Origin of the sequence: Rhizobium sp. SL42 (genome assembly GCF_021729845.1) — a bacterium.
Classification (GTDB): domain Bacteria; phylum Pseudomonadota; class Alphaproteobacteria; order Rhizobiales; family Rhizobiaceae; genus Allorhizobium.
In genome coordinates, this window is the sequence record NZ_CP063398.1 from 421,234 (window position 1) to 446,192 (window position 24,959).

At 59.1% G+C, this 24,959-nt stretch carries 18 protein-coding genes; 12 read left to right on the top strand and 6 right to left on the bottom strand.

Annotation, left to right across the window (positions count from 1 at the left end; translation table 11 throughout):
• The first annotated feature begins 127 nt into the window (after positions 1–127).
• The 11 genes from IM739_RS20860 to glnT all read left to right on the top strand — a co-directional run bounded on the left by IM739_RS20860 (position 128) and on the right by glnT (position 12,292).
• Complete coding sequence (locus tag IM739_RS20860) at positions 128–1,048, top strand: ArsR/SmtB family transcription factor (protein ID WP_237371156.1); 921 nt, start codon at positions 128–130, stop codon at positions 1,046–1,048.
• A 112-nt stretch (positions 1,049–1,160) separates the two neighbouring features.
• A complete protein-coding gene (arfA, locus tag IM739_RS20865) occupies positions 1,161–2,669 on the top strand; it encodes an arabinosylfuranosidase ArfA (protein ID WP_237371157.1) in 1,509 nt (502 codons plus the stop codon).
• Between the two features lie 26 nt (positions 2,670–2,695).
• The gene (locus IM739_RS20870; protein WP_237371158.1) at positions 2,696–3,793 is read left to right on the top strand and encodes an ABC transporter ATP-binding protein; all 1,098 of its coding nucleotides are present in this window, start codon (positions 2,696–2,698) and stop codon (positions 3,791–3,793) included.
• Position 3,794: 1 nt separating this feature from the next.
• Positions 3,795–4,676: a carbohydrate ABC transporter permease gene (locus tag IM739_RS20875; protein WP_237371159.1), complete on the top strand. Its 882-nt coding sequence runs from the start codon at positions 3,795–3,797 to the stop codon at positions 4,674–4,676.
• Positions 4,673–5,524, top strand: a complete 852-nt coding sequence (locus IM739_RS20880; protein ID WP_237371160.1) for a carbohydrate ABC transporter permease — start codon at positions 4,673–4,675, stop codon at positions 5,522–5,524. Before IM739_RS20875 ends, IM739_RS20880 begins: the two co-directional genes overlap by 4 nt.
• A gap of 83 nt (positions 5,525–5,607) precedes the next feature.
• A complete protein-coding gene (locus IM739_RS20885; protein WP_237371161.1) occupies positions 5,608–6,918 on the top strand; it encodes an extracellular solute-binding protein in 1,311 nt (436 codons plus the stop codon).
• A gap of 263 nt (positions 6,919–7,181) precedes the next feature.
• On the top strand, positions 7,182–7,838 hold the full coding sequence (locus IM739_RS20890; RefSeq protein WP_237371162.1) for a helix-turn-helix domain-containing protein: 657 nt from the start codon (positions 7,182–7,184) through the stop codon (positions 7,836–7,838).
• 93 nt (positions 7,839–7,931) lie between these two features.
• Positions 7,932–8,837, top strand: a complete 906-nt coding sequence (locus IM739_RS20895) for a class II glutamine amidotransferase (RefSeq protein WP_237371163.1) — start codon at positions 7,932–7,934, stop codon at positions 8,835–8,837.
• Between the two features lie 32 nt (positions 8,838–8,869).
• Positions 8,870–9,556 carry a GXGXG domain-containing protein gene (locus IM739_RS20900; RefSeq protein ID WP_237371164.1) on the top strand — a complete coding sequence of 229 codons (687 nt, stop codon included), beginning with the start codon at positions 8,870–8,872 and terminating at the stop codon, positions 9,554–9,556.
• 14 nt (positions 9,557–9,570) lie between these two features.
• Positions 9,571–10,899 carry an FMN-binding glutamate synthase family protein gene (locus tag IM739_RS20905; protein ID WP_237371165.1) on the top strand — a complete coding sequence of 443 codons (1,329 nt, stop codon included), beginning with the start codon at positions 9,571–9,573 and terminating at the stop codon, positions 10,897–10,899.
• Between the two features lie 85 nt (positions 10,900–10,984).
• Entirely contained in the window at positions 10,985–12,292 is a 1,308-nt protein-coding gene (gene glnT / locus IM739_RS20910; RefSeq protein ID WP_237371166.1) for a type III glutamate--ammonia ligase, read from the top strand.
• 247 nt (positions 12,293–12,539) lie between these two features.
• Here glnT and IM739_RS20915 read toward each other — a convergent pair whose 3' ends face one another.
• The 4 genes from IM739_RS20915 to IM739_RS20930 form a co-directional block, all read right to left on the bottom strand.
• On the bottom strand, positions 12,540–13,598 hold the full coding sequence (locus tag IM739_RS20915; protein WP_237371167.1) for a dipeptidase: 1,059 nt from the start codon (positions 13,596–13,598) through the stop codon (positions 12,540–12,542).
• Positions 13,599–13,972: 374 nt separating this feature from the next.
• Positions 13,973–15,118 (bottom strand): helix-turn-helix domain-containing protein, encoded by a 1,146-nt coding sequence (locus tag IM739_RS20920; protein WP_237371168.1) that lies wholly within the window; start codon positions 15,116–15,118, stop codon positions 13,973–13,975.
• Between the two features lie 397 nt (positions 15,119–15,515).
• The gene (locus tag IM739_RS20925) at positions 15,516–18,611 is read right to left on the bottom strand and encodes an efflux RND transporter permease subunit (protein WP_237371169.1); all 3,096 of its coding nucleotides are present in this window, start codon (positions 18,609–18,611) and stop codon (positions 15,516–15,518) included.
• Complete coding sequence (locus IM739_RS20930) at positions 18,608–19,714, bottom strand: efflux RND transporter periplasmic adaptor subunit (RefSeq protein WP_237371170.1); 1,107 nt, start codon at positions 19,712–19,714, stop codon at positions 18,608–18,610. Before IM739_RS20930 ends, IM739_RS20925 begins: the two co-directional genes overlap by 4 nt.
• Positions 19,715–20,358: 644 nt before the next feature.
• On the opposite strand from IM739_RS20930, the gene IM739_RS20935 reads away from it, so the two are divergent.
• Positions 20,359–21,495, top strand: a complete 1,137-nt coding sequence (locus IM739_RS20935) for an alpha/beta hydrolase (protein WP_237371171.1) — start codon at positions 20,359–20,361, stop codon at positions 21,493–21,495.
• A gap of 7 nt (positions 21,496–21,502) precedes the next feature.
• Here the strand turns inward: IM739_RS20935 and IM739_RS20940 are convergent, their stop codons facing one another.
• Both IM739_RS20940 and IM739_RS20945 read right to left on the bottom strand, forming a co-directional pair.
• The gene (locus tag IM739_RS20940; RefSeq protein ID WP_237371172.1) at positions 21,503–24,595 is read right to left on the bottom strand and encodes a complex I subunit 5 family protein; all 3,093 of its coding nucleotides are present in this window, start codon (positions 24,593–24,595) and stop codon (positions 21,503–21,505) included.
• Positions 24,589–24,957 carry a sodium:proton antiporter gene (locus IM739_RS20945; RefSeq protein WP_237371173.1) on the bottom strand — a complete coding sequence of 123 codons (369 nt, stop codon included), beginning with the start codon at positions 24,955–24,957 and terminating at the stop codon, positions 24,589–24,591. Before IM739_RS20945 ends, IM739_RS20940 begins: the two co-directional genes overlap by 7 nt.
• Positions 24,958–24,959: the final 2 nt, after the last annotated feature.

Below are 24,959 nucleotides of genomic sequence, written 5' to 3' on the forward strand. Positions count from 1 at the left end.
CACGGCACCGGGTTCACTCTTGCCTGTCGCGAAACCACGCTCGATTTGCGTGACGACTTATGCGCACGCCGCGCTTGATTAAATCATATATCTTGATACAAATCCAGAAACTCGCGCAGGAGAGATGATGAGCAGCCGGTTTCTGATGATTACGCCGGAAGACGGCAAGGATGTCCTGAAATGCCTTGCCGCACCCGCAAGGCTCGCGATCCTCGAACTGCTGCATGCCCGTGGGCCGTTGAACGTCAACGACATCGCCGATGTGCTTGGCCTACCCCAGTCGACGACGTCGACCCATCTCAACCAGATGGAAGAGGCTGGCCTTGTCCGTACGGAGGTTCTGAAAGCGCGCAAGGGTAGCCAGAAGATCTGTCACGCCGTCCATGACGAGATTGTCCTGACGTTTGCTGGCCCCGCAAAGACTGCCGACGAGGCGATCGAGGTCGCCATGCCTGTCGGCCTCTATAGCGGCTACGACGTGGCGGCCCCCTGCGGCATGTGCTCGCATGACGGTATTATCGGCTACCTTGACAGTCCGGACACCTTCCTTGCGCCGGAACGCATGAAAGCCGGACTTCTGTGGTTCACGCGCGGCTATGTCGACTACCAGTTCCCGAACAACGCGCGGATCAAGGGCGCAGACATCAAGGAACTGGAGCTGCTGCTGGAGCTTTCGTCCGAAGTCCCAGGCACCTCCGACAACTGGCCTTCCGACATAACGCTGTCGATCAATGGCAAGTCCATTGCCATCTGGACATCGCCGGGTGACTTCGGCGACCACCGTGGCAAGTACACGCCGGACTGGTGGAAACTGCGCGGCAGCCAATACGGGGTCCTGAAGAGCTTTCGCGTAACACCCGGCGGCACATTCATCGATGGCGTTCGCGTGTCCGATACCTGTCTTGACGACCTGGACCTGCTGGAACATCGCTCAATCCGACTGCGCATCGAGGTTCCGGAGAAGGCCGAACATCCGGGTGGAATCAACATTTTCGGCCGCGGCTTCGGCAATTACGACCAGGACATCATCCTGCGCCTGAAGATCTGACAGCATTGACATGAGGAATGCTCCATCCCCGGGTTGACGCTCGGGTGATCCCGTGTATCTTATCAAGCATAATGATATGTATCTAGATATTGGATACAAATGGGAGGAATGCATGCGAGCAGTTGGAACCGTTCATAGCGGCTACGTCATTGGTGCGATCGACGCACGTCTTTATGGCTCATTCGTCGAGCATCTGGGGCGCGCCGTCTATAGCGGCATCTATGAACCCGATCATCCGACTGCCGATGCCAACGGCATGCGCCAGGACGTCATTGATCTGGTCCGGGAACTTGATGTCCCGGTCGTCCGCTATCCCGGCGGCAACTTTGTCTCGGCCTATAACTGGGAAGACGGAATTGGACCGCGTGAACAACGCCCGGTTCGTCTTGACCTCGCGTGGCACAGCTCCGAATCCAACCATGTCGGCATCCATGAATTTGCCGATTGGGCCGAAGCGGTCGGAACTGACATGATGCTGGCGGTCAATCTGGGTTCACGTGGCCTCGACCAGGCCCGTGCCTTCCTCGAATACGTCAATCATCCCGGCGGAAGTTACTGGTCTGACCTGCGCCGGAAAAATGGGCGCGAAGAGCCTTGGGGCGTCAAGATGTGGTGCCTTGGCAACGAGATGGACGGCCCCTGGCAGATCGGCCAGAAGACAGCCGACGAATACGGCCGACTTGCATTCGAGACCGCAAAAGCAATGCGAGCCCTCGACAAATCGATCGAGCTCGTCGTGTGTGGTTCTTCCTCACCGAAAATGCCGACCTACCCGGCTTGGGAGGCGACCGTACTCGACTACACCTACGACAGCGTCGATTTCATCAGTCTGCATATGTACTTCGACAATCATCAGGGCGATACGGCGAGCTATCTGGCCCAGAATGCCAGGCTTGACGACTACATCGCAACCATCGCCGGCGTGATCACATTCACCAAAGCCAAAAAGCGCTCGAAGAAAGATGTCTATATCAGCTTCGACGAGTGGAATGTCTGGTATCACTCACGCGACGCCGATCGCCAGGTTCTCGAAGGCAATGACGGCTGGCCGCATGCACCGGCGCTGCTGGAGGACATCTACAATTTCGAGGATGTTCTGCAGGTCGGCTGCATCCTGAACACCTTCATTCGCCGCGCCGATGTGGTGAAGGTTGGCTGCCTTGCCCAGCTCGTCAATGTCATCGCGCCGATCATGACCGTTCCAGGTGGCCCGGCATGGCGCCAGACCACTTACTACCCCTATCTTTTCGCCTCACACTATGGACGCGGAAAGGCGTTGCAGCTGGCGCTGGACTGCCCTGGTTACGCAACCGACTTCGCCGACAATATCGCTTATCTGGATGTTTCCGCAGTCGAGACAGAGGCCGACGGCGCACTAACCCTCTTCATCGTCAACCGCAACCAAACCGAGACGATCGATCTCGACTTGGCACTCGAAGGCTTTGGCAGCCGCAATGTCGTCATGGACAAGGTCATCGAAGGCCACGGCCTGCGTGACACCAACGGACCGAACCAAGAACCGGTCGCGCCCAAGGACGGCACCGGCGCTGAGGTAAAGGACGACCGGATCAGGGCCGCAATAGCACCGCTCAGCTATCGGATGATCCGGCTCGGCCGCTAGACGGCATGCGACGGGGAGGAGAAACCATGTCGGCATCAATCGAGATCAGCAATGTCACCAAGCGTTACGGCGCCCTGACCGTATTGGACAACATATCGCTCACCATCAGACCCGGCGAATTCGTCGTATTCCTCGGGCCATCGGGTTGCGGAAAATCGACGCTGCTGCGCATGATCGCGGGGCTTGAGGACGTTACGGAAGGCACAATTTCCGCCGGTGGCACAAGAGTGGATACGCTGCCGCCCGGCCAACGCGGCGTCGCCATGGTGTTCCAGTCCTATGCGCTTTATCCGCATATGACCGTTGCGCAGAACATGGCCTTCGGCCTTGAGAACATCAAACTGCCACGAGATGAGATCAACCGTCGGGTCGCGCTCGCTGCGGAAACCCTGGAGATAGGCCATCTGCTCGATCGCAAGCCGGAAAAGCTGTCCGGCGGGCAGAGACAGCGCGTTGCCATCGGCCGGGCGATCGTCAAGGAACCCAAAGCCTTCCTGTTTGACGAACCGCTGTCCAACCTCGATGCCGCCTTGCGCGGCCGCACCCGGCTGGAACTCGCCCAGTTGCATGCTCGACTGGGTTCGACGATGGTTTTCGTCACCCATGACCAGATTGAAGCGATGACGCTCGCTGATCGTATCGTCATCATGCATGACCGCAAGATCGAGCAGATCGGCACACCGATGGAGGTCTATCAGAAGCCCGCGACGCGTTTCGTTGCCGGCTTCATTGGATCCCCCGCAATGAATTTCATTCCGGTAACGAGTGTTGGACACGAAGGCTCCGGTCTTTCGATCACCGCCGCAGGCCTGGGAACGCTGAAGACCGGTATACGGCCACAGACGGGCTTTTCGGTCGCTGACAGCACGCTCGGCATTCGTGCCGAAGATGTCACGGTTCTTTCAGATGCCGAAACCGGCATCGGGCTCACCGTGGAAGTTGTCGAACGACTTGGCGATCGGACGCTGGTTTACGGTGCACTCGATGACGGAACCAAGCTGACCGCCGAGGCAGACGGACGCAGCACCGCGCGCATTGGCGACAGGCTGCAGATCCGGCTGGATCTTTCCGCCCTCCATCTCTTCGACGCCAAGGGCATCGCCCATCGCATGGAGGGGGTCTGACATGGCCCAAAGCTATCGCCGCAGCCAATGGAGCCACGGGCTGTTCATCCTGCCCTATCTGTCATTCTTCATCGTGCTTCTGGTATTCCCCCTGATCTGGGGCATGTGGCTCAGTCTGCACAAGGTCGACCTGTTCGGGCCTGGACGCTTTGTCGGCCTGGCCAACTATGTCCGCGTATTTGGCGACTCCGTCTTCCTGCAGGCCTTGCGCAACACGCTTGTCTTCGTTGCGTTCAGCGTGCCGGCGCTGGTTGCACTTGGCTTGTTCCTGGCACTGGCGCTCAACCGGACAACTCGCTCCACCTCATTTCTGCGCGGCCTGTTCTTCTCGTCTTCGGTGCTATCGGTCACGATCGTGACCCTGATCTGGCGCTTCGTCTTCATTCCCGGCGACGGACTTTTGCCGGTGATCTTCGAACAGCTGGGAATGGAGCCGCTCAATTTCCTTTCGACCAGCGGCTGGTCACTCTTTGCGGTCGGCGTTGCAACTGTGTGGTGGTGCCTCGGCTTGCCGATGATGCTGTTTCTGGCAGCACTTCAACAGATTTCAGTCGATCTCTACGAGGCGGCAGCGCTCGACAACGCCGGTCCGTGGCGCGTGCTCACCCGTATCACCCTGCCCTCCATCGCACGCACCATCATGCTGGTGACGATCATTCAGATCGTCATGCAGTTCCAGTTGTTCGGCCAGGCGCAATTGATGACCAATGGCGGCCCGAACGGGTCTTCGCGTCCTTTGGTCATGTATATCTACGAAGTGGGCTTCGTCAGATGGGATCTTGGAAAAGGCGCCGCGGCCTCACAGGTCCTGTTCCTGATCATCCTGATCGCCGCCATGGCCCAATATCTGGTCTCGACCCGCAAGACGGAGGCTGGCGAATGACCCTGGACAACAGAACTTACCGTCCCTCCGCATTGACGGCCAACCGTACCATGCTCTGGCTTGCGGGAATGCTGTCGGCGGTGATGATGGCGCCGGTGGCCTGGCTTGTGGGCCTCTCGATCAAGAACAACCAGGAACTGATGCTGGGCACCGAATCCGTCTTCAGGATGCCCTACACCATCGCCAACTATCTCAACATACTGCATTCATCCCAGGTGTTTGGCTGGCTGGTGAACAGCTTCATCGTCGCATGCGGGCAGACGTTCGGCGTGCTCGTTCTGTCATCGCTCGCCGGCTACGCATTTGCGCGACTGCACTTTCCATTTCGCCGCACTCTGTTCATCATCGTCCTCTTCGGGCTTGCGGTGCCTGAACAGGCGGTGATCATCGCGCGTCACCAGATGTTCAACTGGTTCGGCCTGCATAATTCCTATCTGGGACTTATGCTGCCCGGAATGTCGTCAGCCTTCGGCGTCTTCTTGATGACGCAGTTTTTCCGCGCCATTCCCAAGGAGATCGACGAGGCGGCCCTTCTGGATAATGCATCGCAATTCCGGATCTTCTGGAAAATCATGCTGCCCCTGACGCTGCCGGCCCAGGCGACCCTCGGCATCTTCACCTTTCTGCACGGTTGGAACGATTACTGGTGGCCGCTGATTTCCGCGACCAAAAAGGAAATGTTCACGCTGACCGTCGGAATCGCGTCATCGCAAACCAATTTCGCCCAAAGCGAAGGACTTGGATTTCTCGCCGCACAGGCCGTGTTTGCCAGCCTTCCGGTGCTGATCGTCTATCTGGTTTTCCAGCGTCACATCGTCACCGCCGTCTCCGGCGGTGCGGTGAAATAATGCCTGATCCGATCGAGAGGAGTCGATCGGATCAGTATCAACCAAAGGGGCCGCGCGCCCCGATACAAGGGAGAGAAACTGTCATGAGACGCATTCTTTTAAGCACGGCTGCCCTGATTGCATTGAGCTGCGGCACGCAGGCCCAGGCTCAAACAAAGATTGAACTGCAGCGTTTCTTTGGCGCCTGCGAAGCCGACTATGGCTCGGTGACCGATGTATCGTCCGCCGTTGGCGAATGCGGCATCATCACGGCGCTGGTCAACAAGTTCGAGGCGGACAATCCGGATATCGACGTCAATATCACGACGGTGGAATGGCCGGGCTATGACCAATTGAATGCCCAACTCGCATCAGGCGCTGCCCCCGACGTCGTCTCCATGCACTATTCCGCGATTTCCGACTATCAGTCCCGTGGACTGATCGAGCCAATCGATCCGGTTCTGGCGACACAGGGCATCACGCCCGAGAGCTTTACGGATGCCGGCCGCGATGGCGTCACCAAGGAAGGCCAGATGTTTGGTCTGCCGTTTGACAACTGGACGATGCTCTTCCACGTCAATCTTAATCTGATGAAGGAAGCCGGGCTTGTGAATGCCGACGGCACGCCGATCCTGCCGAAATCCGCCGACGAATTGATCGCCCAGGGCAAACAGTTCAAGGAAAAGACCGGCAAGCCTTATCTGGTGCAGATCCTCGCCAATGAAACCGCCTCCTATGCCCGTGTGCTGTACACGATGCTGCAGCAGCAAAAATCGGATTTCTTTGCCGATCCGACATCGATCAAGCTGAACACGCCGGAGGCTAAGGCGGTGGTCGAGCTTATGAAGCGCATCAAGGACGAAGGTATCAGCACTCTGGGGCTCGATTATGCGGCTGCAGTATCCTCCTTCGCCAATGGCGACGGCGGCATCGCGATAAATGGCACCTGGCTGATCGGCGACTATGTTGCCCAATCCGAAAAAGCCGGCACCGCACTTGCCAACGGCTACACGGTCTATCCGATCCCGCAGCTCTTTGCCGCGCAAGACAGCACCTATGCCGATGGCCATAGCTGGGTCATGCCGAAAAAAGATCGCTCCCCGGAGCAGGTGGAGGCAATCGGCAAGCTGTTCAAGTTCCTGGCCGACAATGACTTCCAATGGGCCCGCACCGGCCATCTGCCAGCCGTAAAAGCCGTTTTCGACATGGCGGAGTTCAAGTCGCTGCCGCATCGTGCCAATATTGCACGGATCGCCGAAACCGGCCACTCGTTGCCCTCAGCGGTACAGAGGCAGTTCCCCATCCAGGATATCATCGGCGAGGAAGTTGGCGCTGCGGTCAACGGCGACAAATCGGTTGAAGAAGCACTGTCTGGTGCAGAAAGCAGGATCAACGACCTGCTGGCCAATCTATAGGCGACCGATTGCGCCGTCCCGAACGGGATCTTCTCACAAACGGCCTCCCTGGGCCGTCTCCACGCGCCGCCCTCGGCGCGTGGAGTAAAAACGGGACAGCTGGCACCGAACCACACTACACTCCGGCAGTCGCCACCTGTTTCGCCAGTCAAGCGGGCGTTTCACCCGCCTTCAGGAGAATATTTTGGCATAACGTCAAAATCGGCTAAATCAACCAGACGCGCAGGCTCACAGTCACAGCCCGCGGGACAGGAAAGAAGCCGATGGCCAAGAAAGAACCCGGGACGAAAAGTCCCCGCAAGCCCCTCCTCGCTCAAGACCCGCACGCCGTCCGCGAGCCACGCGCCAATAATCTGGAAATGGCGATCGGCCACGAGGTTCGCACCTATCGCAAGAAGCTCGGCATCACAGTGGCCGATATGGCGGTCGCCACCGGCATGTCTGTCGGCATGCTGTCGAAGATCGAGAATGGCAATATCTCGCCGTCACTTACCACGCTACAGGCGCTTTCCAAGGCTCTGGGCGTGCCGATCACCGCCTTCTTTCGCGGCTTCGAGGAGCCCAGAAGCGCAAGCTTCGTCAAAGCTGGCGAAGGCGTGAACCTGGAACGGCGCGGCACACGCGCCGGGCACCACTACAGCCTGCTTGGGCATATAGAAAACAACAGTTCCGGTGTGACGGTCGAACCCTATCTGATCACCCTTAACGCCGAATCCGACGTCTTTCCGACCTTCCAGCACACGGGCATGGAATTCCTCTACATGCTCGAGGGCGAGGTGATCTATCGCCATGGCGACAGTCTCTACCGCATGGAGCCCGGCGACAGCCTGTTCTTCGACGCGGATGCGCCACACGGACCAGAGGAACTGGTAAAGCTGCCCGCACGGTACCTGTCGATCATCGCCTATCCACACCAATGATACTTGCCTAACAGGAAGATATTATTCCCACGGATTGATATCGAGAGTGACCGCTGCTAGGTCTGTCTTCAATGGAAACTGGAGAAGACAGCCATGTGCGGAATCGTTGGTTTGTTCCTCAAAGACAAGGCGCTCGAACCGCAGCTCGGGACGCTGCTGTCCGACATGCTGATTGTCATGACCGACAGGGGGCCGGATTCAGCAGGCATCGCCATTTATGGCAGCGCATCTGCGGGCAAAGCCAAGGTCACGATCCAGTCGGCAGAGCCGGAAGCCGATTTTGCAGGACTTGAAGAGGATCTCGATAAGGCTGGCATCGCAGCTTCAGTCACCGTCAAGAGCACCCACGCCGTGGTCGAGATCGACGCTTCGAGCCTTGCCGACATACGCGCTGCCCTCGCCGACATCCGTCCCAATGTCCGCCTCATGGGCTCTGGCGAAAGTGTCGAAATCTACAAGGAAACCGGCCTCCCGAAAGATGTCGTCGCGCGTTTCGCCCTGCGTTCGATGACTGGCTCGCATGGCATCGGCCATACGCGCATGGCGACAGAAAGTGCGGTGACCACGCTTGGCGCCCATCCGTTCTCGACCGGCGCCGATCAGTGCCTGGTGCACAATGGCTCGCTGTCGAACCACAACAATCTGCGCCGCGAACTGATCCGCGACGGCATGACGTTCGAAACGCAAAACGATTCCGAAGTGGCCGCTGCCTACCTGACAGCCGAAATGGCCAAGGGCAAGGATCTGGGGCAGGCACTGACCAGCGCCCTCGACGATCTCGACGGCTTCTTCACCTTCGTCGTCGGCACGAAGTCAGGTTTCGGCGTGGTGCGCGATCCGATCGCCTGCAAGCCTGCCGTCATGGCCGAGACCGACCAATATGTGGCTTTCGGCTCGGAATACCGCGCGCTGGTCAATCTGCCGGGTATCGAGACTGCCCGCGTCTGGGAGCCGGAGCCCGCCACCGTCTATTTCTGGGATCACGAAAAGGCTGCCTGATATCTGCCCTTCACGACAAGAAAGTTCCGCTCATGCCCGTCTTTGACCTCTCCCAAACGCCGCTTCGCGAACTCAACAGCGCCCTGCACAAACTCGGCCAGGGCGCGAACGACACAGCATTCGAGGTCATCAATCCGCGTGGCAGCCATTCTGTCGCCGTCGGCATCGATAGCCCCGTGACCGTCGAGGTGAGGGGCTCGGTGGGGTATTACTGCGCCGGCATGAACGATGGCGGCACGGTCACCGTTTACGGATCCGCCGGCCCCGGAGTGGCCGAGAACATGATGTCCGGCACGGTGGTCATCGAAGGTGATGCCTCACAATATGCCGGCGCGACCGGACGCGGCGGCCTGCTTGTGATCAAGGGCAATGCCGCCTCGCGCTGCGGCATCTCGATGAAGGGTATCGATATCGTTGTCCATGGCTCGATAGGCCATATGTCGGCCTTTATGGGACAATCCGGCCACCTGGTCGTCTGTGGCGATGCCGGCGAGGCGCTTGGCGACAGCCTGTATGAGGCAAAACTCTTCGTGCGGGGCGAGGTCAAAAGCCTGGGAACCGACTGTATCGAAAAGCAGATGAAGCCCAAACATCTGGCAAAACTTGCCGAGCTTCTGCAGCAAGCCGGCATCAACGATGTCAAGCCGGAAGAGTTCAAGCGTTATGGCTCGGCCCGCAAGCTGTACAATTTCAACATCGACAACGCTGACGCGTATTGAGGCGAGGACCAGCCATGAGCTACCACAATCCGTTTACCCCGCCGCGCAAGTCCGCCACTTTCGATGACCACACGCTCGCCGAAATCCGTCGCGCAGCCGCTACCGGAATCTATGATATCCGCGGCGGCGGCACCAAGCGAAAGGTTCCGCATTTCGACGACCTGTTGTTCCTCGGCGCCTCTATCTCGCGCTATCCGCTCGAGGGCTACCGCGAAAAATGCGACACATCGGTGGTCCTCGGCACGCGTTTTGCCAAGAACCCGATTCATCTGAAGACCCCGATCACTATTGCCGGCATGTCGTTTGGCGCGCTGTCGGGCAATGCCAAGGAAGCGCTTGGCCGGGGTGCAACGCTCGCCGGCACCTCGACCACGACAGGCGACGGCGGCATGACAGATGAAGAGCGTGGCCATAGCCAGACGCTGGTCTATCAGTACTTGCCGTCGCGCTACGGCATGAACCCGAAGGATCTTCGCCGCGCCGATGCCATTGAAATTGTAGTCGGCCAAGGCGCCAAGCCCGGCGGCGGCGGCATGTTGCTCGGCCAAAAGATCTCCGATCGCGTGGCCAACATGCGCAACCTGCCAAAGGGCATAGACCAGCGCTCGGCCTGCCGTCACCCCGACTGGACCGGCCCGGACGATCTCGAAATCAAGATCAACGAGCTGCGTGAAATCACCGATTGGGAAAAGCCGATCTACATCAAGGTCGGCGGCTCCCGTCCCTATTATGACACGGCCCTTGCGGTGAAGGCCGGTGCAGACGTCGTCGTGCTCGACGGCATGCAGGGTGGTACGGCCGCCACCCAGGACGTGTTCATCGAGAATGTCGGCATGCCGACGCTTGCCTGCATCCGACCCGCCGTGCAGGCGCTGCAGGATCTCGGGATGCACCGCAAGGTGCAGTTGATCGTCTCCGGTGGCATCCGCTCGGGCGCGGATGTCGCCAAGGCCTTGGCACTGGGGGCCGATGCGGTCGCCATAGGCACTGCGGCGCTGGTTGCGATCGGCGACAATGATCCGAAGTGGGAAGACGATTACCAGAGGCTGGGTACCACCGCCGGCGCCTATGACGACTGGCATGAAGGCAAGGATCCGGCCGGCATCACGACGCAGGACCCGGAACTCGCCGCCCGACTCGATCCGGTAACGGCCGGCCATCGCCTTGCAAACTATCTGAAGGTCATGACGCTGGAGGCCCAGACGATCGCACGGGCTTGCGGCAAGAACAGACTGCACAATCTCGAGCCGGAGGATCTCTGCGCGCTGACGATGGAGGCCGCCGCAATGGCGCAAATCCCACTTGCCGGCACCAGCTGGTATCCCGGCAAGGGAGGTTTCTAAAACCGGAATGGCCGTATCCTTCTCCCAGGGATACGGCCATTTTTCATTCAACATGTGTCTCAATCCATAAAAACAGGGGAACGACGTGACACAGGACCTGTCGAAATTCGCCGCCGAGCGCGGCATCAAATATTTCATGATCAGTTACACCGATTTATTCGGTGCCCAACGCGCCAAGCTCGTACCGACGCAAGCGATCGATGACATGCAGAAGGACGGTGCGGGTTTTGCCGGTTTCGCCACCTGGCTGGACCTGACGCCTGCCCATCCGGATCTCTTTGCGGTGCCCGACCCCTCCTCGGTCATCCAGCTGCCATGGAAGAAGGATGTTGCCTGGGTCGCAGCCGACTGCGTCATGGATGACCAGCCGGTTGAACAGGCACCCCGCGTCGTGCTGAAGCGGCTGGTGGCGGAAGCGGCCGACATGGGCCTGCGGATAAAGACCGGCGTCGAGCCGGAATTCTTCCTGATCTCTGCCGATGGAGAAAAAATCTCGGACGAATTCGATACCGCGGAAAAGCCCTGCTATGACCAGCAGGCGTTGATGCGTCGCTATGATGTGATCGCGGAAATCTGCGACTACATGCTCGAGCTCGGCTGGAACCCCTATCAGAACGACCATGAGGACGCGAACGGACAGTTCGAGATGAACTGGGAATATGACGACGCCCTAAGGACGGCCGACAAGCACTCCTTCTTCAAGTTCATGGTCAAGTCCGTCGCCGAGAAGCATGGGCTGCGCGCTACCTTCATGCCGAAGCCCTTCAAGGGCCTGACCGGCAACGGCTGCCATGCCCATATCTCGGTCTGGGACAATGACGGCGCGCATAATGCCTTTGCCGATAAGGCCATGCCGTTTGGCCTGTCCGCCAAGGGGAGGACTTTTCTCGGCGGGATCATGCAGCACGCATCGGCACTCGCCGCCATCACCAATCCGACCGTCAACTCCTACAAGCGCATCAACGCGCCCCGCACCGTCTCCGGCGCGACCTGGGCGCCCAATACCGTGACCTGGACCGGCAACAACCGCACCCACATGGTGCGTGTGCCGGGACCTGGCCGTTTCGAACTCCGCCTGCCCGACGGTGCGGTCAATCCATACCTGTTGCAGGCAATCATCATCGCGGCGGGCCTGAACGGCCTCAAAACCGATGCCGATCCGGGTCCGCATCACGACATCGACATGTACCGCGATGGTCATTTGGTCCAGGACGCGCCGAAACTGCCGCTTAACCTGCTCGACGCGTTGCGCGCCTACGAGGCGGACAAAGAACTTCAAGCCGCTCTCGGCATGGAATTTTCGCGTGCCTATCTCAAGCTCAAGCATGAAGAGTGGAGCAGTTATTGCGCGCAGTTCACCACATGGGAGCGCCAGTCCACGCTGGATATCTGATCAATCCCGGCGTGGCGCACCCACGCGCAAGGGGGCCGGGATGACGTCCCGCTCGGCCTCATCTCCACCCACAGGTTCTGACGCGCGCCATGCACACCGAATTCGCCGGCCAGCTTCGCTACTGGCCAGCGACACCGGGACCAAGCGCCGGGCATTGCACACTGGAAACAGACCTGCCCGGCGCTAGCTCATTCCTCGGTCCGCCCGGGTTCTATGGCTTCGGCCCGGACGCTCGTTAGCAATGCGATCATGAGCCCCAGGTGCGCTCCAGAAGCGAAAGCCAGTTGCCGTGCGCGATCTTGGCGAGTGACGCGTCGTCATAACCGGCCGAACGCAGGGCGCCGAGCAAACGGGGCAAACCGCTAGCATCGCCGATCCTGTTCGAAATGAGTGTCCCATCAAAATCCGATCCCAGGCCGACGTGATCGATGCCGACACGCTCGACCAGATAGTCGACGTGGCGCACCATCACGGAGATATCCATCTCCGCATCGGCCTTGCCTTCCGGATGGAGGAACTTGACGCCGAAATTCAGGCCGATAAGGCCGCCGGTGTCGCGGATCGCGTCAAGCTGCCGGTCCGTCGCATTGCGGCTGTGCGGGCAAATGGCGAAAGCATTCGAATGGGAGGCGACCAACGGCGCATCCGAGATTTCGGCAACATCCCAGAAACCGGCATCGTTCATGTGTGACAGGTCGATCATGATTCTCAACCGATTGCACAACCGGATCAGATCGCGCCCGGCATCAGATAGGCCCGGTCCGATGTCGGGTTGATGGCCGAAACGAAACGGCACGCCATGGGCAAAGATATTCGGACGGCTCCATACCGGGCCGAGTGTCCGCAGACCGGCCGCGTGCAACACATGGATAAGGTCAAGATCCGCTCCGGCGGCCTCGATGCCTTCAATGTGGAATACCGCGGCGAAGCTTTCCTTTTCCATCGCCGCACGAATCTCGGCAACCGAGGTGCAGATGCTGAAGGCCCCGTCCGACTGACCGGCGATCCGGCTGAGCAGAGCCGCTTGAGCGATCGTCTGTTCAAGCGCGGAAAGACGTTCGACACGCGGCAGGTCACCGTTTTCATCAAGGCCCCATGCTGGCGACGGAACATAGACAGCGCAAAGGCCGCCGGCGAGACCGCCTTCGCGCGCTTTGGGCATATCCACCTGCATGCGGGAACTTCCCGTCAGCACGCGCGCCTCGGCGCCTTCGCGTCCCTCATGCATCAGGCGTGACAGGATGTCATTGTGGCCATCGAATACCGGCACTTTGACCGGCCCATCCACCCTGCTTACTATCGCCATATCTGCCTCCGTCACACCGTCATCTCCTGACTCATTTCAAGCCGCCCACAAAACCTGTCCGCCATCTCAGACCAAGCCGGGGGAACATTTCCTGCATGGGAAAAGCGCTGCGCCACGATAGTCGCAACTGCGCCTCTGTCTTTGGCTTGATGGTCGTGCGCTTCGAGCACGCGGTCTACGAATGATCCGCGACGGTTGCAAGTCCTTGCACATCTGCGCGACTAAACGCGCAGCAGGCGCGCGTCCGGCATGGCGCCGTCATGCTTGCAATCGTTGTGCTGAATGAATGCAGAGGGGGTTGGAAACGTGTTCTTTGCCGCGCGCCCTGCCAAAAGCGTCGGGCGGCGTGGCACACAGTGCAAAGAACAAAAGCGTCAACCCTGCAACCGCCGCAGCAGCGTACCCAACCGGCCCGTGGCCGGGCAATCGTGACGACGACGGTCCTTCGGGCACGGCATGCGGCCTTTGCCACCGCGGCGTGCATCGCTCGGGCTGTATCCGAAGGCCCTCTTGAAGGCCCGGCTAAATTCGGCGCCGTCCGAAAAACCATGCTTTTCGGCAATTTCAAGAATAAGACGCTGATCGTCTGGGTCGGTCAGCGATGAATGGGCGCCGAGCAGCCGGCGATGCTGAATATAGTGCATGACCCCGCCGAAGGGCTCGAAGAGATTGTACAAACGCGTTCGCGAAATGCCGAGCTCTCGTCGAACCGCCTCGCTCGCCAGGTCCGGATCGAACAGCCGTTTTTGAACAAACTGCCTGGCTTTTTCCAGAAGCAACGTCGCGATGGGTTCTTCCGCGGCTTCGACATTGTCGGCCGATGGGGACACACAGGCAAGGATCATCGCGTTGGTCGCCGAAGCCAGGTCCGGCATCTCGGCCTGGGTGAGCAAAGGCAGACGGTTCGCCATTCCGACCAGATAGTCCGAGAACAGTTGCCCCATGCCGGTGCCAAGCTTCGAAAGTTCGGCGGCACTCAGCGCGACGGCAGCCTCGTGGGAAAAATCACGCGGCACAAACAGCATCAACATGTCGCTTCTGGAGACGTGACCGGAAAAACGGCGGCCGAGGGAGTGAACCTGAACTTCACCGGGACCGGCAGTAAACGTCCTTCTTGCGCAATCGGTTCTGATCCTGCCCGATTTCAGCACTGTCACCGTCCAGTGATCGAGCGGCTCGCGCCGGATATGTCCCGGCAGACTGGCAAAGTCCAGTTCATCGGTACTGATCTCGGCAAAAACAAGATTGCCCAGATCCCAGATCTTCTGCCGGCCGTGAAACCTTGCCTCTGCACTGCCCGTCCGGGTCAACTCCAGGATCGGCGCAAAACTGTCGTGCCAGACCGCGAACTGGACAGATGGATCAAATCCCTCGGTGCTCAGCTCAAAGGAGGGCAGCCCCGGGGAACGCTCAATGTCTGCTTCAACGTCCCGCTCTGTATGCTCCGTGGCGCCCAGCGGCGGATAGGGCATCAAGGCAACAGGCCGCGCGTGTGTTGTATAGGACTGCTGGAACCTCATTTTATTGTCTCCCCCTGTCGCAACCAAAGACACTATGCGAGCGCCGATCTCGGTCCGGCGTAGAAATGCGGAGATTCCCCTCAAAGAAACGGCCCCAAATAGACAGGCGCCTAAGGCACCAAAGCAATGAGGACAGAACTCGATGCCGGCACTGAAGGCCCTTTGAGCAGCACAAACGCACAAGCGCATGAGCAGATACGGAAGTATCGCTGGCAATCGCACAGAAGCAATTAGCCAGGAATCCGGAAACTATGCATTTCGTCCGCACAAGCCCCGGAGCCAGTGGCCTCACCCGCCGGTGCTGCAAACGGCCTCATCTACCAAAACAGGCTCTAAAACGCATCTGCCGCGACACGGGATTCGCGGCAGAGTCTTTCAGGATAGATCCGCAGAAGGATCAGCTCTGCGCACCGACTGCGGCTGTATGCGGTTGAGCTTCATCATCCCGTTCGGATCCAGCTTCGGCTGGAATGCGGAACCACAGCACGTAGAGGGCAGGCAGAAACACCAGGGTCAATGCGGCCGCAACGACCAGACCGCCTATGACGGTGAAGGCGAGCGGCGACCAGAACGGATCACGGATAATCGGCAGCATGCCGAGGATCGTTGAACCTGCAGTCAGGAACACCGGCCTCAGTCGTTGCGCGGTCACATCGATCACGCCTTGCCACGACGGTCCCTGTTCTTCCATGCGGATGTCGATCTGATCGATCAACACCACGGAATTGCGGGTGATCATGCCGATGAGCGCAATCATGCCAAGCACGGCGATGAAGCCGACCGGCGTATTGGTGACCAGCATGATCAAGACGACGCCGATCAGTCCGAGCGGTACGACACTGACGACCAACAGCAAGCGTTGCACACTCTGGAGCTGGAACATCAGGACAATCAGAATGATGATGCCCATCAAGGGCAGCATCTCCAGAACGGAGGCAAGCCCCTCTTCCGCACCTTCCACCGCTCCCCCGACCTCGATGACGTAACCGGGGTTGGCGAGACGTAGTTCCTCGATCTTGTCCTGCGCAGCTTCCACGACCCCCGCTGCCATAACGCCTTCGGCGACATCAGCCTGCACCGTGATCGTGGTCGAACTATCACGGCGCCAGATGACGGGCTGTGTGGTCTGGTATTCGATCGTCGCAATGCTTGAGAGCGGTATCGTGTGATTGGGACCGACCGGAATCTGCAGTTGACGCAGCGTGTTGACGTCGACGCGTTCTTCCGCATTGGCTCGTGCGACGACATTGACAAGATAGATCGAGTCCCTGACCTGGGTGATTGGCACGCCCGATGCGGTGGCAAACAGCGTCTGGGCGATCACCGCAGAGTTCAATCCAACCAGGCGCGCACGATCCTGATCGACATTGATGACGACCTTGCGCACAGGCTCGTTCCAGTCGAGGTTCGGCTCGACCACACCCGGCACCTGGGCGATGGCATCCGCCACCTGCCAAGCCACATTGCGCACGCCCGGTATGTCGACGCCACTGACGCGGTACTGGACTGGCCAACCGACAGGCGGGCCCATTTCCAGTGGCGAGACGCGAACAATGATATCCGGCATCCTTTCGTCAAGCTCGCTTTGCAGACGCTTTTGCAAAGCATCGCGGGCCTCGACGCTCTTGGCAATCACAACGGCCTGCGCGCGCGAGGTAGCGGGTGCCTGGAGGTCCATCGACAGATAGAACCGCACAGGGTCAGAGCCGATATAGAAACTCCAGTCGGCGACATCCTCGTCGGCGGCCAGGACCTCCTCGACTTTCGCCACTTCAGCGGCCGTGGCGGCCTGCGATGCATTTTGCGGCAGGGTCAGTTGCAGGATCAGTTCCGGACGATCGGATGCAGGAAAGAACTGACGGTTCATCGCCTGGGACCCGATAAGGGCAAGCACGAACATCGCAACTGTACCAAGAATGACCATCACCCGAAGGCGCATGCACGTATGCAGGAAATTCTTGAAACCGCGGATCACCGGACCATCCTGTTTTTCACCAGTCGCGGCGCCTGATTTGAGCACGGCGAGACCGACCACCGGGGTTAGGAGGACGGCGACGAGCCAGGAGACGATGAGCGAGAAGCCGATGACAAAGAACAGCGAACGCGCGTATTCGCCCGAGGAACTGCTGGCGAATCCGACAGGAATGAAGCCTGCAATCGTCACCAATGTGCCGGCAAGCATCGGAAACGCCGTCGTCTTATAGGCATGGGAGGCGGCTTTTATCCGGTCCCAACCCTCTTCCAGCTTCGCCATCATCGTCTCGACCGTCACCATGGTGTCATCGATCATCAAGGTGAGAGCGATGATCAACGCGCCGAGCGACACGCGTTGCAAGGCGATGCCGGTGATGTCCATGAACAGGAAGGTAAGCGCAAGCACCAGCGGAATGGAGACGGCGACGGCAAGACCGGCGCGGACACCAAGCGCAAGGAAACTGACGCCGAGCACGATGACCACCGCCTGACCGAGCGACGTCGTGAACCCGCGGATGGCGTTCTGGACAACCTCCGGCTGGCTTGCGACATGGGAAAGGTTGATCCCGATCGGCAAATCGTTCTCGAACTGCCGCATGGTTGCATTGATGCTTTCACCAAGCTGCAGGATGTCGCCACCAGAGGCCATCGAGATGGCGATGCCGATCGCAGGCTTGCCCTTGACTTTGAAGCGCGGCTGCGGCGGATCGACCGTGCCGCGGACAACGCTGGCAATATCGCCCAGTCTCACAAAACCGGAGGTGGTCGGGATGTTCAGCTTGCGGATATCGTTTTCATCGACAAGGCTTCCCGATACCTGGAGAATGGTGCGATCCTGATCCGTGGTCATCAGACCGGACGGCAGAACCGCATTCTGTGCCTGTATGGTATTGACGACCGTCGCAGCACTCAGTCCAAGGCTGGCCAGCCGCTCGGTCGAAAACTCGATATAGATGGTCTCGTCCTGCGTGCCGATCAGTTGGATCTTGCCGATGTTTTCGACCTTGAGCAGACGATTGCGTGCCTCATAAGCCCAGTCGCGCACTTCACGATCACTGAATCCGTCGGACGACAGGCTGTAAATAATGCCGAATGTATCGCCGAAGTCATCATTGAAGAAAGGTCCCCGAACCCCTGCCGGCAACGTGCCCTGCATGTCCCCGACCTTCTTGCGGGTCTGATACCAGCTTTCGCCCACCTGATCCGGCGGTGTCGAATCGTCGAGGGTGACATAGATCACCGACTGACCGGCTGTGGTCAGGCTGCGCAGATTGTCAAGATTGGGCACCTCCTCCAGCGTCCGCTCGAGGCGGTCGGTGATCTGGTCGGCTGTCTGCTCGATCGTGCCTCCGGGCCATGCAGCCGAAACGATCATCGTCTTGAAGGTGAATTCCGGATCCTCGTCACGGCCAAGATTGAGATACGATATAACGCCGGCAATGGCGCTGATGACAACGAGAAAGACGATAAGGCTCTGGCGCCGGATCGCCCACTCAGACAGGTTGAATCCTTCGTTCATTTCGCGCTTCCTTCCAGAAGGCGAACCGCCATGCCGGGACGAAGCTGCTGGACACCGGCGACCACGACCTGATCTCCGCTTGCAAGACCCTTGGTGACGAGGAAATCCTGCGTATCGAACCGATGGACCTCCACCGGAACAAGCTTGGTCGTGTTGGAGGCAGTATCGACCAGCCAGACCGCTGTTTCATTGTTCTGGTTGAACAATGCCGTCATCGGCAGCCGTGCCGCAGGCGCACCTGCAAGACGGATGGTCCCGCGAACGGCACTCCCGAAGCGGAAGTCATCCGGCGCGGCGTCAAGTCCGATGCGGACGGTGAAGTTTCGGGTAATCGGATTGGCCGTGGGAGAAATCTCGCGAACGGCTCCCGTCGCCGTACTGGAAGGATTGCTCAGCAACTGAACATCGACGCGTGCCTGGCCACCGGTGGTCTGGATGGTTGCCTCCGGAACTTCGAAGACGGCATCGCGCGCACCAAGCTGTGCGACTCGAACGACCATCTGCCCACCGCCGACGACCTGACCGACCTCGGCGCCGGTCGCTGTCACGACGCCTGCCGCGTTGGCCTTAAGCACGCGGTTGTCGAGATTGGTCTGGGCAATCCGCAGTCCGGCCTTGGCAGCATCGACGCCGGCCTGCGCCATGCTGGCCTGGGCGATGGCGTTGTCGAGAGCCTGGCGTGTCGTAGTCCGTGGATAGAGCTGCTGCTGGCGGGCGCGAGACAGTTCGGCATTCTGGTACTGGGCTTCTGCCGAAAACAGATTTGCCTCTGCCTTGCGCAAAGCATCCTGGGCGTCTTCCGCATCGAGGCGAGCCAGTACCGTGCCGGGCTCGACAAGGTCTCCGACCTCGACATCGCGCTCGCGCATCTCGCCCCCCTGGCGGAAACTGAAACTCGTCTCGATAACGGGCCTGATCTCGCCAACCAGCGAACCGAATGTATCCTCGGGGCTGAAGGAGACGGCGACGGTCTTGACCGGTCGCGGCGGCAGCTCTGCGCCCTCGTCTTCCCCTTGGCAGCCAACCAGAAGCACGGCCATCAAGGCCACCGCTGCCGACCCCTTGAACACCTTATGCTCCGACGCTGAATGACGTGTTTTCATGAAAGAATTCCCCATATGCATTTCAATGCAACGGCTTGGCCGTCACGTGTGGGTCGTTGGTTCAAGACGTTTGATTTGACTTGCGAAATTGCTTACGGACAGGGCCGCGCCACGGACACGAGCCAGATGCTTGCAACCAAGCAGCCCGTGCCTCATGGATACGGTCAAGCATTGAACATGGTTGGCAAGAGACGCGAAATGATGAGCGATGCGGCGGCTTGAGCGACGGTTCGGAGAAACGAAAATCCGCACCCGCTCCGCAATACAATCCCCAACGCGACCGTCTGAACTCTGTATGGAAACCGAAGTCATGGTGCTCCCGTTCAACGCTTTACATATTCATGACGATGGCTCGCGGAGTGGATACGCAGACCTCGTGACAGCACTATAGTGCTGTTCAAGATGCGAAGTGATCAGCATAGAATCCCGCAAACAGGCACAGCGTACAGATTTCGTCATCCAATAATCGTGCGTACTACAGCCTTTTGCATGGATGCGCCGCAGCTACGCGTGACCACGAAAGCACACTTTCTTTCTTCACGGCCGAAAAGATAAAAAACTGCCCAGGCAACCGTTGTCTACTTGCAGATTTGCTGCACATAAATCCTCTAGCTTCTTCGAAACTATGAGACGGATGCTGTTTCATGCGTTTGTGTATCCTTCTGATCATCCTGATTTCGTTGACAAGCTGCAGCGGCCCGCGTGCCGTTCTTGGGCTCGATGCGCCGACTGGCAGAGATCCGAAAACAACGGAAACGATCTATCTGGCGACGACGCGCGCCAGATCGGACAATCCGGGGCTTCCCTATTCGGCTGAGCGATCAATGACGCTGAACTTTGCCAGGTTCGAAATCGGCATCCCCGAAAACCACATCCCCGGGCATGTCGAAAAAACCGGCAGAACACCTGATCCGTCCCGTCACTTCACCGCCCGGGAATATCAACAGATCGACCAACGCCAACAGTTCATTGCCCAGCTCAATGCGGCATTGGCGACCCGCGCGCCGCGGGACCGGGATATCTTTATCTTTGTGCACGGCTACAACAACAATTTTGCCGACAGCATCTTTCGAAATGCTCAGATAGTCCATGACTACAAAATCAATGCGGTCGCCTTGCACTATGCATGGCCGTCAGGCGGCGCACTTCCCCTCTATGTTTTCGACAGGGACAGCGCCCTTGTCGGTCGGGCGGGACTTGCTGAAACGATCGAGATCGCCTCACGGACCAAAGCGAACAGGGTAATCCTGGTTGGCCATTCGATGGGGGCCTATGTGGTGACCGAAGCCCTGCGCGATCTGGCCGTCACCGGGCGCCGCCGCAGCCTCGATCGACTGGGTGGCGTGGTTCTCGCGGCACCGGACATAGATGTCGACGTCTTCCAGAGTCAGGTCCGCGACATCGAAAAACTTCCCAAACCCTTCACCATCATCGTTTCCCGGCGCGATCGTGCTCTGGGAATATCCAGGCGCCTGACCGGTGGGCATCCGCGTGTCGGCAGCGGTTCGGACATCGCCATGTTGCAACAGAAGGATATCGCCGTGATCGATGCCTCTGACCTCGACGGTGGTAGGCACAATGTGTTTGCCAGTTCGCAGACGCTCATGGACGTGGTCAACAACAATGATCTCATGCGCAATCTGCTTCGCGAAGATCAGCCACCGGCGACACAGACCATGATTGGCGACGGTGCCTCTGTCGTCGAAGGTGCGGCATCGCTGGTGATCTTTCTTCCGGCCCGGATCCTCGGCGGAATGGCAAATGCGGTTGCCGCCCGGTAGCCCGTGATCACATGCCAAAACCGAACGTTCCCAGCGCGTACAACGCGATGACATAATAGAGCACATGAAGTGCATAGGTCTGGCCGTTGCCGGTGTAGATCTTGCGAACGAGACCGCCCGCGCCAAGGGTAAGCCCGGAGACGCCATCCCAGAAAGCATTGGCAAGCGGCGTCACCAGGGGCGTGAAGACCGCACGGTAGAAGCCGTAGAAACGCGTCACCCCGGCGGGAACAGACCGGCCACGACCAATCCAGTATAGCAGCAGGAATACAAGAAGAAGCATTGCTGTCGCCATGACGGTCACAGTCATGACCGGCAGCGGATTCCAATAGGCATAGATGCTCTCGAGCGACATACCCTGCCAGACCAGGGTGGAGGCAAAAAGCGGATCGACGGCTTTCGATACCGGCGCCATGACCAGCTTTGGAAAGAACGATAGGACCAGTATGCCGCCCACCAGCACAAACTGCGGCAGCAAAATCGGTAATGGTGCCTCCTTGAGGTCGCTTCTGCCGACTGCGGACGGGGCCCAGAACACGGCATGGAACAAGCGAAACATGTAGAGGAAACCAAGGAATGTCGCCACGGCCGCCAGGATCGCGAGGCCCGACCACCCCTTCTCCATCATTGCACTGATCAGCAGCCATTTGCCTCCGAAGCCGGCCAGAGGCGGAAGTCCGGACATCGATATCAACGCAATGACGACAGCCGCGAACGTGAACGGCATCTTTCCCGCCAGCCCGCCGGTCTGGTCCAGTAGTCTGGTTCCTGTCCTCAGCACGATCCCGGCGACTGCCAGAAACAGAATACCCTTGACCATCAGGTGGTTGGCGACAAGGTAAAACGCCGTGACCCAGCCGAGATGACTCATCAGAGCGATCGCGGTGATGATGTAGCCGATCTGGCTCATGCTGGAATAGCCCAGCATGCGCTTCATGTCGCTCTGCTGGAGCGCCATTACCGCACCGGCAATCGTGGTCAGCAGACCGATCCAGCCCATGACATGTGCCAATTCAAGCCCGACCTCGGAACGGATGGCAAGATAGGTGGTCATGAACAGACCGAAGACCGCAATCTTGCTGATGACGGCCGAGAGCATGGCTGATAGGTCGTCGTCCGCCTCGGCATAGGCACCGGGCAACCAGACATGAACGCCGACAGCGCCCGCCTTGACCAGAAATCCGGTTGCCAAAAGCAGGAAGGCAGGCGCTGCTGATGGGCCCGCGGTGGCGAAGGCGGACAGAGCCGTCGTGACGTTGGCACTCGTTGCAATACCAAACCCGGCAAGCAGGCAGAATGCCGACACAAGCGAAAACAGCAAAAACTGCAAGGCGTATGGATGAGCGCCGCGTCCGAGGGTGATGAGGAAATAGGACGACAGGGTGATGATTTCCCAATGGAAGAAGAATTCGAGACTGGTCGATGCCTGCAGCAGAGCAGCCATCGACAGCAGCAGAATTGTCAACATCGGATAAAAACCGGGACGTGCATCCGGCCGGTAGAACCCCGATGATCCGATAATCAGACCGCCGCTGATCAGGACTGCGGCGAACAAGGCGCTGATGCCGTCGACATCATCCAGAATCCAGCGCGCGCCCAGGAATACGGCAAGTAGCATCAACAGGCACTTGGCTCGGCCAGGAAGCCCGTCGAGGATATAGAGGCCAGCGCCGATACAAAGCGGGGCAACAAGCGCAAGGGAGAGCGCAGCGGAAAGACTGGCCGCAGCGAAGCCGCTTGCAGTGAGCAGCGCGGCGCATCCCAACACCGGGAACATCCGGCCAAGACCCGCTGCGACCGGAACGCCGTCGGTCACCGGCCGCATGGCCTGCTTGAACCACCTGAACATGTAGGACGCCTCCAGCAGGGAGCCTGCAAGGATGACCGCGATCCAGATATATCGTTCGCCTCTGGCGACCTGCATGATGAGTTCCCATTTCGCCCAGAAACCGGGAAATGGCGGCAAGCCGGAGATAGCCACGAGAAGCAGCGCGAAAACACTGAGGAGCAAAGGTCGCCCGGCGATATCGGACCAGCCGTTGATATCCCTGCGCCCAACCACTCCCGCAAGCCAGAACAATCCCGCCTTGGCAAACAGGTGATTGATAAACAGACCGCCGACAACAAGCGGCAGTGTATCCTCGGCACCGAATTGCTGCATCAACGACAGGGCAAGGGTCAGCAGCCCCATTTGCGCGATCGAGGAATAGCCGAGCATTCTTTGTACATTGGTCTGGTGAAGACCGATCAGATTGGAAAACAGAAATGTTATCCCGCCGGAGACGGCAAGGATGTCGAGATGGCTTTCGAACAGCGGCATCAGCTTGTAAAGCGCAAAGAACACACCCGCAGACACGCCACCCGAAACAAGCGCAGCAACCCCACTGTCGGCGGTCTCGTAGACATCCAGCCCCCAGCCGTTGGCCGGGAACGGCTTGAGTTCCACCACCAGGCATGCCAGCACGAACAACAGTGCGGTAGCTCCGATCGGCCCGGAGATCAGCACCCGATTGGCGATCATGTCGTCAATGTTGAGCGTACCGGTAACGTGATAGAGCAGTGCCGAGCCCAAGAGGAAGAACGACGAAGCTATCACCGTCGACATGATGTACTTGAAACTCGCAGCCAGGGCTGCCGGTGTCCGGTCCAGGCCGAGAAGGCCATAAGTGCCGATCGAGACGATTTCGAGAAACACGAACAGGTTGAACAGGTCGCGGGTCATCACCATGCCGTTGATGCCCATGATCAGGATCAGATAGAGCAACAGGGCGGGATAGCTGGTGCGCAGCCGATCCCACATATGCCATGCACCCAGCAGTGCCGCGATATTCACGCAGACGGAAAATAACCCCTCGGCAAGTCCGAACCGCAGATTGATCGACAGCGGCGGCAGGACGCCTGCAGTCAGCACTTCGATCGTCGGCGCACCATTGTAAAGGCTCCAGAAGCAGGCAGCCGAAATCGCCGTCATGCTCACAAGGGCCATGACGAACGCAGCAGCCGGCAGGGGCTTGGCGATCTTGTAGAGCAGAGGAATCAGAAAACCGCCCCCGAGACCGAGGAGAAAGATGTTCAGCGGTTGCAGGACGCTGTCTACCATTTTTGCTCCGTCAGTGCATCGATCGAAAGGGTTTTGGTTGCCTGATAAAGGACGATTGCGAAGGACAGCATCACGGCAGTGACCGAAAATCCGATCACGATTGCTGTCACAACGAGAGCAGAAGGTATGGGGTCAACGGAGCGGGTGGCGGCATCGGCAATCAAGAGCGCCTCATCGACAATCGGCGCGGTACCGCCGGTGATATAGCCGGTCGCCACCATGACGATGTGCAGACCCGTATCTACCAGGGAAAATCCAATGATGATGCGCAGGATATTGCGGTGCTTGAGAATGCCCCAGAACCCGATCAGCACCAGCGCAAAACCCGTCGCCAGCAGTATTTGTGAAATCGGCAATCCCATGA